The 8085-nt window shown below is 72.3% G+C and carries 9 protein-coding genes; 6 read left to right on the top strand and 3 right to left on the bottom strand.

Going from position 1 to position 8085, the window contains the following annotated elements:
• From C1I93_RS25915 to C1I93_RS25905, 3 genes are all read left to right on the top strand, one after another.
• Positions 1–178: DivIVA domain-containing protein (locus tag C1I93_RS25915; RefSeq protein ID WP_146603580.1), on the top strand; the 178-nt coding region annotated here is incomplete at its 5' end.
• Positions 178–429 carry a hypothetical protein gene (locus C1I93_RS25910; protein WP_111245900.1) on the top strand — a complete coding sequence of 84 codons (252 nt, stop codon included), beginning with the start codon at positions 178–180 and terminating at the stop codon, positions 427–429. The genes C1I93_RS25915 and C1I93_RS25910, both read left to right, overlap by 1 nt.
• Positions 426–2519: a hypothetical protein gene (locus C1I93_RS25905; protein ID WP_146603579.1), complete on the top strand. Its 2094-nt coding sequence runs from the start codon at positions 426–428 to the stop codon at positions 2517–2519. The genes C1I93_RS25910 and C1I93_RS25905 overlap by 4 nt, the downstream gene beginning before the upstream one ends.
• Here the strand turns inward: C1I93_RS25905 and C1I93_RS25900 are convergent.
• Together C1I93_RS25900 and C1I93_RS25895 are read right to left on the bottom strand one after the other, a co-directional pair.
• Positions 2512–3678: a cellulose binding domain-containing protein gene (locus C1I93_RS25900; protein ID WP_111245898.1), complete on the bottom strand. Its 1167-nt coding sequence runs from the start codon at positions 3676–3678 to the stop codon at positions 2512–2514. The genes C1I93_RS25905 and C1I93_RS25900 overlap by 8 nt on opposite strands.
• Positions 3679–3776: 98 nt before the next feature.
• A complete protein-coding gene (locus C1I93_RS25895; protein ID WP_111245897.1) occupies positions 3777–4139 on the bottom strand; it encodes a PH domain-containing protein in 363 nt (120 codons plus the stop codon).
• 82 nt (positions 4140–4221) lie between these two features.
• On the opposite strand from C1I93_RS25895, the gene C1I93_RS25890 reads away from it, so the two are divergent.
• Together C1I93_RS25890 and C1I93_RS25885 are read left to right on the top strand one after the other, a co-directional pair.
• On the top strand, positions 4222–6558 hold the full coding sequence (locus C1I93_RS25890; RefSeq protein ID WP_181445329.1) for a DEAD/DEAH box helicase: 2337 nt from the start codon (positions 4222–4224) through the stop codon (positions 6556–6558).
• A gap of 40 nt (positions 6559–6598) precedes the next feature.
• Positions 6599–7132, top strand: a complete 534-nt coding sequence (locus tag C1I93_RS25885) for an SWIM zinc finger family protein (protein WP_111245895.1) — start codon at positions 6599–6601, stop codon at positions 7130–7132.
• 59 nt (positions 7133–7191) lie between these two features.
• On the opposite strand, the gene C1I93_RS25880 is transcribed toward C1I93_RS25885, so the two are convergent.
• A complete protein-coding gene (locus C1I93_RS25880) occupies positions 7192–7497 on the bottom strand; it encodes a 4a-hydroxytetrahydrobiopterin dehydratase (protein ID WP_111245894.1) in 306 nt (101 codons plus the stop codon).
• Positions 7498–7679: 182 nt separating this feature from the next.
• On the opposite strand from C1I93_RS25880, the gene C1I93_RS25875 reads away from it, so the two are divergent.
• The coding region (locus C1I93_RS25875; protein ID WP_111245893.1) for a (deoxy)nucleoside triphosphate pyrophosphohydrolase at positions 7680–8085 on the top strand (406 nt) is incomplete at its 3' end.

Genomic DNA, 8085 nt, shown 5'->3' with positions numbered 1-8085 from the left:
GCGGGGGCTCGATCCGGACGAGGTGCAGGAGTTCCTGGATCGGGTGGCCGATGACCTGGCCGCCGTCTACGACGCGCTGGGCAACAGTGTGCAGGAGGCGGTGTGGTTCCGGGACGCGTTGCGGCGGTGGCAGTCCGAGCAGGTGAGCCGGGCCAATGCGGCCGGAGGGCGGTACTGATGGCGCAGCGGTACGTCATTCATCTGCCGGTGGTCGCCGGGGACCTGAGTGTGGCCGTACGGCTGGCTCGGGTGGTGGCGCGGTGGGCGAGTCTGCTCGCGGCCACCGACCCCGGCGAGACCACCGTGTCGGCCGAGGACGAGCAGGGCGTACGCCATCGGGTCTTCTGTGACCTGCGGTTGCCCGGCAACCGGCGGTGCCTGCTGCGGGCCGACCACGACGGGCCGTGCGCCCGGCGGGTGTCTCGGTGAGCGGCCCGGCATCGGCCGGTCCGTCGGATGCGGAACGGCTGGGGCCGCCGCCCGCGCCGGTGATCATGTGCGGGACCTGTGCCGGCGCGGGCACCGTGACCGAGGTGTGCAGGTGCGGCGACGGTGGCAATCGGTTGCTGGTGGGGTGGCGGGACGAGGTCGGGCGGGCGTACCAGGACTGTCAGGTCTGCGGCGGCGCGGGACGGGTGAGCCTGAGCTGTGTGGACTGCGGGCGCAGCGGCCGACGGCGGGCGCAGTTGGTGCTCACCGTGGCCGACCTGGACACCGGCGCGGTGGCCTCGGCGAACGTCGTACCGGGCAGCGTCGAGCCGACGCCAACCGAGCGGGGCGGGTGGTGCCTCGACCTGACCCGGCTGGTGAACGAGCAGCGGGCGACCATCGGGGCCGGGACCCCCGGCGAGGTGCTGCGGGAACGGCACCGGCCCTGGGAGGCAGCCACCCTGATCGTGCCGCTGGATCGGCGGTGGCGTCCCGAGCTGCCGGCGCAGCAGCGGCTGGCGCTGGAGGCCGAGGCGATCGCCCGGCAGGTACACCGGCCGTGGTGGTTGTGGCTGGCCCGGTCGGCCGCGCCGCCCGCCGAGCTGCCGGAGGCCCGGCTGCGGCGGCTCTGCGAGCTGGCCGACCTGCCGGAGGCCCGGCTGCGGCGGCTCTGCGAGCTGGCCGACCTGCTCCGGCTCGACCTGGTGATCGAGGCGCGGCGGCCCCATCGAGGGAACCCGACCTGGCAGGTGCGGTACGAGGTGCCCGGCGGGGAGGTGCCGGCGCAGACGTCGGCGTACTGGCCGGACCTGGCCACGGCGGTCGCCGGGACCACTGTCGCCGACGCGCTGTACGGGCTGGGGGAGCGCGGGGCGGCTGCACCCGCGTACACCATGTTGCCGGGCGGCCGACGGCGGGCCGCGCGGCCGGTGGTGGAGTTGGCGCGGCTCGGTGAGCTGATCGCCGATGATCTGGCGCGCGCGCCGGGAGCCCAGGCGATCTGGCGGGACGGAAGTTGGTGGCACGTCCGGCTCGGCGTAGGCGGCAGCACGCTGATGCTCACCGAGCGGGACACCGGGCAGGTGGCCCGCCAGACGGTGACCCTGCTGCGGCGGGCCGCCGAACCGCCAGCGCCGAGCTGGCAGGGCGTGCCGATCCCGTACGAACCATGCCCCGACTGCGTGCCCGGCAGTCGGCTGGTCGCCTGCTACTGCCGCGTCGACGGCGGACCGGCCGAGCCAGGCTGCCGGCTCTGCGGCGGCGCCGGCCACGAACCGGTGCCCGGCGGCTGCCCGCGCTGCCGGGGCAGCCACCGCCGGTACGCCGCACTCACCGTCACCGTGACCGACCTGGAGCAGCGGGCCGAACACCAACTCTGGCTGCCGGGTGACGGGCCCGAGGTGGGACCGGACCATCGGCTCGACCGGCCGTACCGGCTCGCGGACCAGGCGGCCGATTTCGGCGTACGCCCGGAGGACCTGACCGAGGCCGACGGTGGCCAACCGCTCACCTTCGGGTTGCGGGAGGGTCTGGTGCTCGCCGGTGGCCCGGACCCGCAGCGGCGGTTCGTGGCCTCGGCCGCCGCCGGGCGGCCCGGTGCCCGGCTGATCGTGGTGGCCCGCCGTCCCGACGTGCCGCCCCTGACCGACCTGGTCCGGCTCGCCCACGGGCTGTCGCTGTCGGCGCTGGTGGGGGTCTGCGACGACCGGCCGGCGGGGTTGGGACTGCGGTGGGTGGTGTCGTTGGGGCGCGACGGCCTGGCACCGGAGCGGGTGGGTCGGCCGCATCAGCTCACCGTCGAGGCGGCGATCGGGCACTGCCTGCGCTTCCTCGACGAGGCGGTGCGTGCCGCCGTGCCGGAGGAGGCCGGCGTGCCGATCCCGGTGCCGCAGGCCCCGGCCACGGCCCGACCGGTCGACCCGGTGCCGGGGATCCTGGCGCTCGCCGAACACCACGCCGGCCGGGAGGTGACTGTCGAGATCGGCCGGCGGGTCTGCCGGGTGCACCTGCGCGAGCCGGTGGGTTGGCGGCTGCTCGCCCGCGCGGCGACCCTGACCGAGGCGCTGCGCGGGCTGGGGCTGCCTAGCTGACGGTGACCGTGGCCGAGGCCGGCAGACAACTACCCGTGTCGACGTTCGCGGTGATCCTCGCGGTGGCGCCGGCGCTGCCCGGTGCGGCCGAGACGGTGATCCGGTGTTCCCGGCTGCCCGGCGGCGAGACGGTCGGCGTGATGGTGATCCCCGGGTCGCCGATGACCGCTAGGTGCAGGCCCGGGGTGTCGCTGCACACCGTCACGAACGTCACAGTCGTCGATCCGCCTGCGGGGACCCTCACCTGCGATGGGCAGGCGACCACCATCAGCGCCGGGGGCGGCGGCACATGACTGAAGGTGGCGGTCTGCGAGTCGGCGGTGGCGGCCGGGGAGAGCGTGACGACCCGGGCGAACGCCGTGTGCCGGGTGCCGCCGAGCAGCGCCGGGTGGCTGGGTGGCACGTCGATCGCGTACGGCGCGGTGGTGTCGCTGCCGACGAGCTGACCGTTGATGTGGAACTCGACCCGGGCGATGGTGCCGACCTGGGCCTGTGCCTCGGCGGTGAGCCGGACCGCGCACACCGAGACCAGCACACTGCCGTCGGTCGGGCTGGTGAGCGCCACCTTCGCGGTCGGCGTCACGCCGCAGGGCGTGCCGTTGAACGTGCAGCCGGGCTCCTGCGGGCTGCCGGTCCAGGTGCCGAGGTAGCCGGTGCTGATCGAGCCGCCGGCTGCCACCGTGCTGTTCCACGCCGCCGGGCGCCCGGTCCACGTGCCGCCTGTGCCGGTCCCGGTGCCCGTGCCGGTCCCGGTGCCTGTGCCGGTCCAGGTGGCGTTCCAGCCCTGCTGGAAGGTGTGACCCGGGGCGAGGGCGAGGACGAGCGTCCAGCCCGTCACCGCCGTGTCGCAGGTGTTGGTGATGGTGTAGTCGCGCTGGACGCCACCGCGATCCGGCCCGGTGTGCCAGGAGGTGCCCGACGCCCGCACGGTCAGGCAGTCAGCTGCTGTGGTGCTGTGTGTCGCGGTGCGGTTCGGGGTGGCGGCGTGGGCTGGTCCGGTGGCGTGGGCTGGTCCGGCGGCCGCTGTGGTGCCGGCGGCGGCAAGGACGAGGGCGGCGACCATGACCACCGCGCCCCGCCGCCGGCTTCGACGTGGTGCGGCGGGGTGAGCGCGTTCGCGGTGACCGGTGCGTGACGACTGGGGCGGTGACAGCGGCATGAGCTGCTCCCTCCGATCGCGCGGACGCGAGGTGAGGTGCGCGGGTGGGCGGCGTACCTCGCATCTTCGCACTGAAGCCTGTCGATGCAAAGGGTTGCTCAGCTGATGTAGTGCAGGATGACGTTGTGCACGTGGTGGCTCTTCTGGTCGCCCCGGAACTCCACCTCGTAGGTGTGCGTGCCGACGTGGATGGCGATGGAGCCGGTGGAGAAGAACGAGCCGCCCCAGGACTTGTTGCTGACCACGCTCACGCTGGTGATCTTCGAGTACGGGATGCTGGTGATCGCGTACCGCTTGCCGACGAACGAGCGGTCCTGAATGATCACGCGCCGGTCGGTCAGCCCGATGAACCCGGTGCCGGTGCCGACGGCGTCGTACACGGCGATGATCTGTTCTCCGTCGAGCAGGCCACTCTGGATCTGCTGGAACTGTTCCTTGCGGTCGTACGTCGCGTTCGCCATGCGTTCCACGGTAGGTGGCCAACGCCAGCCACGAGATCGTCAGCTCGCGTTACTGTGGTTCCCCTTCCGGAAGGGGCGGCACGTGAACGACCTCGATCAGCTTCTCGTCGCGCCGGACAGCCGGGCCACGGTGACGGACCGGTGGGCGACCCTCTCCCAGGGTGGGGAGGAGCGGCGGGTGCCCCTCGCTCAGCTCCTCGAAGCACTCGTGACGGCCCGCCGCGACGGACTGCTCACCGCCAGGCCGCTGCTCGACCTGAGCGACGCCGCGCTGCGGGCACTACAGGCCGTCGCCGAGCGCCGGATCGTGCGGCACGCGGGAAGCGGCCGGTGGCAGCTGAGCGCCACTGACCGCGACGAGACAGTCGACTGGTTCGTCGACGCGTTCGTGGCCGGGTCCGGTGTCGACAATGGTCCGGGCCTCACCCTCGCCGTCCACGTCAGCGACGACGGGCGGGCGGAACTCGGCCCCACCGCCGCAGCGAGCGATCGGCGGACCACCGACACGCTGCGTGCTGCGGCGGGAATCTGGGATCCGGTCGGGCGGCTCGCCATGGGTACGCCCCGCACCGAGTTGACCGGTGCCGAAGTGGCCGAGCTGCTCGACCCGGCGCTGCGGGACACGCTGGCCGAGGCCGGCGTACACATCGCCTGGGCGCCGGGTGTCGCCAGCGCCACCGTGGCCGTCAGCCTCGACGAGGACGGCAGCCTGGACTGGCAGCTCCGGATCCCGGCCGGACGGCTGACCCCGCAGGAGATCACCGAACTCGCCGCCTCCCAACGTCCCCTGGTCCGGGTCCGCGGTGCCTGGGTCGTCAACGATCCCCGGCAACTGGCCAGGCTCCAGCGTCCGAAGCCGCGCAAGCTGGCCCCGGGCGAGCAGGCCGCGACGGTCCTGTCGGGCAGCCTGACCCGGGGCGATGAGGTCACGCCCCTCACCGACTCGGCCGCCGCGCGCCGGCAGCTCGCCGTACTCACCGCCCCGCCGGCTGCCGTCGCGCCACCCCGGGCCCTCGACGCGACGCTGCGGAACTACCAGATCGAGGGTCTGGCCTGGTTGCTCCGCAACGCCGAACTCGGCCTCGGCAGCTGCCTGGCCGACGACATGGGCCTCGGGAAGACCGTCTCCGCCATCGCGTTCCACCTCGCGTTGCGGGAGCGGGGTGCCACCGAGCCGACACTTGTCGTCTGCCCCGCGTCGGTGCTGAGCACCTGGGAGCGGGAGATCCGACGGTTCGCCCCCAGCCAGCGAGTGGCCCGGTACCACGGTGCGGCGCGGGTCCTCGATCAGGACGCGGACGTCGTGGTCACCACGTACGCCACCGCGCGCAACGACCACGATCGGCTCCGGGCCGTCCGGTGGGGACTGGCCATCGCCGACGAGGCACAGACGATGAAGAACGACTCCACCAAGACCGCTCACGCGCTGCGTGGCATCCCGAGCGTGCACCGGCTCGCGCTCAGCGGCACCCCGATCCAGAACCGGCTGGAAGACCTGTGGGCGCTGCTCGACTGGACGACGCCCGGCCTGCTCGGCAGCAAGTCGGCCTTCCGCCGCCACTTCGCCGGCCCGATCAGGAACGCAACGGAGGCACCCCGGATCCAGTTGGCGAAGCTCACCAACCTGGTCGCCCTCCGCCGCCGCAAGGACGACCCGGCGATCGCACCCGAACTGCCCGCGAAGACCATCTCCGACCAGGCGGTCGCGCTCACCGCCGAGCAGATCGGCCTCTACCAGGCGGTGGTGGACGACAGCCTGACCACAATCGCCGACCTCGACGAGAACGCCCGGCGGGGCCGGATACTGGCGCTGCTCACCGCGCTCAAGCAGATCTGCAACCATCCCGCCCAGTACCTCAAGGAAACCGAACCGGAGCTGCCCGGCAGGTCCGGCAAGCTCGACGCGCTCACCGAGATCATCGACATCACCAGCGCGGAGGAGTCGCCAGCGCTGGTCTTCACCCAGTTCGTGGCGATGGGCCGGTTGATCGTCGACCACCTGCGCGCCCGGGGCATCGGCGTCGACTTCCTGCACGGCGGACTCGACATCACGCAACGGCAGCGCCTGATCGACGACTTCCAGCACGGCGTACTCGCCAACCTGGTGCTCTCCACCCATGCCGCGGGCACCGGACTCACCCTCACCCGCGCGGAGCACGTCATCCACTACGACATGTGGTGGAATCCGGCGGTCGAGGACCAGGCGACCGACCGGGCGTACCGGATCGGGCAGACGCATCCGGTGCAGGTGCATCGACTTGTCTGCGAAGGCACGCTCGAAGAGCGGATCGACACGATCCTGCGTACCAAACGCGCCCTGTCGGAGTCGATCATCGACGACGACGCGGCGTTCCGGATCGCCGACCTCGACGACGCGGCCCTCGCCTCGCTCGTCAGATGGAACGGAGCCGCCGCATGACCCGCCCGTGCTGCCTCGTCACGCGGAACGGAGCCGCCGCATGACCCGCCCGTCCTGGCCCGGTCTGCTCCGGGACGCCTTCCAGGCCACCGCGCTGGACGAAGATGTGATCAAGGACGCGCGCCGGCACCGGCGGCGCGGCCTGGTCCGCTCGGTGGCCTCGACACCCGGCGTACTGGCCGGGGTCGTCGCCGACGGTGCGGAGATCCGTCACGTCACCTGGCAGGTCGTACCGCTGGCCGAGGCTGGCTGGCGGGACGTCGAGCAGGAGATCCAGACCAGCCCACTGGTCATGGCGATGCTCCTGGAACGCCTGCCCCCGACCGGTACGCCGGATCTCAACGCGACGATGGCCGCACTCGTGCCCGACCCGGCCGACCTGGAAGCGACATGCGACTGCGAAGACTGGTTGGTGCCGTGCGCGCACGCCCTCGCCGTCGGGCTGACCTTCGCCGAGTCGACGCGCGACGACGCCTGGTCCCTGCTGCGGTTGCGCGGAAGAACCCACGACTGGCTCGTCGCCGCCGAAGCATCCGCCCGGGCGCGACAACTCCTCGCCCAGCTCGTGCGCTGAGATCGGGAATGCCCAGCCCGCGGTGGGATGCTCACCTCTCGGTGACCGCGCGGGGAGGCTCAGCTCTCGGTGACCGCGCGGTACGCGTCCTCGATGCGGGCTGCCAACAGAACCTCACCCTCGCTGAGTGGGCTGTTGTCGTGCCCGACCCGGATCTGGGTGTGATCGGCCTGCCGGCTGATCTCCGGCCGCAGATGCAACGCGTCGGCGACCACCTTCACCCGCTCGGTCAACGCCGCGTGCTGGGTGTCGTCGATGACAAGGGTGCGCCGGATCTGGTCGCCCTCGCGCGTCCACCCAGTCAGTAGGGTGAGAGCGTCGCTGAGGTAGTCGTGCTTCGTGCGACCCCCGAACAGCGCACGCATCACCGCACCTCCCAGGCTTCGTTGCCGGCTTGTGGCCAAATCGTCGCCGCCCCGTGTCTTGTCGGTGCCTCTAGTTTTACGTCGCACGGAGGGTGTGTCCACGCCCACACTTCTTGGGATTCCTGCCCTGACGGACAACTACGCTACCCAAACCGCCAATTGATCTGGCACGCTGGACGGCCGTGCAGACCGAACGGGCCAATGATGGCGGGCAGGCTGCCCGACGAGAGCCGAAGGTGATCGTCGGAGCGGCGATCATCGAGGACGGTCGGGTGCTTGCTTGCGCCCGATCCGCCCCGCCCGAAGTGGCGGGCAAGTGGGAGTTCCCGGGCGGCAAGGTGGAGCCGGGAGAGAGCGAGACCGCGGCGCTGGTGCGCGAGTGCGCCGAGGAACTCGCCGTACGGGTGGAGATCGGCGAGCGGGTCGGCCGCAACGTCAAGATGGCGCACGGCCGCTCAGTGCTCAAGGTGTACGCCGCCCGCCTCCTGCACGGCGACCGCCCCCAGGCCCTGGAACACTCCGACCTACGCTGGCTCTCCGCCACCGAACTCGACACCGTCCCCTGGCTCCCCGCCGACGCCCCCATAG

Source organism: Micromonospora endophytica (genome assembly GCF_003236305.1).
Classification (GTDB): Bacteria; Actinomycetota; Actinomycetes; order Mycobacteriales; family Micromonosporaceae; genus Micromonospora; species Micromonospora endophytica.
The sequence above is the reverse complement of the archived record's forward strand: the minus strand, read 5'-3'. Positions and strand labels throughout refer to the sequence as shown.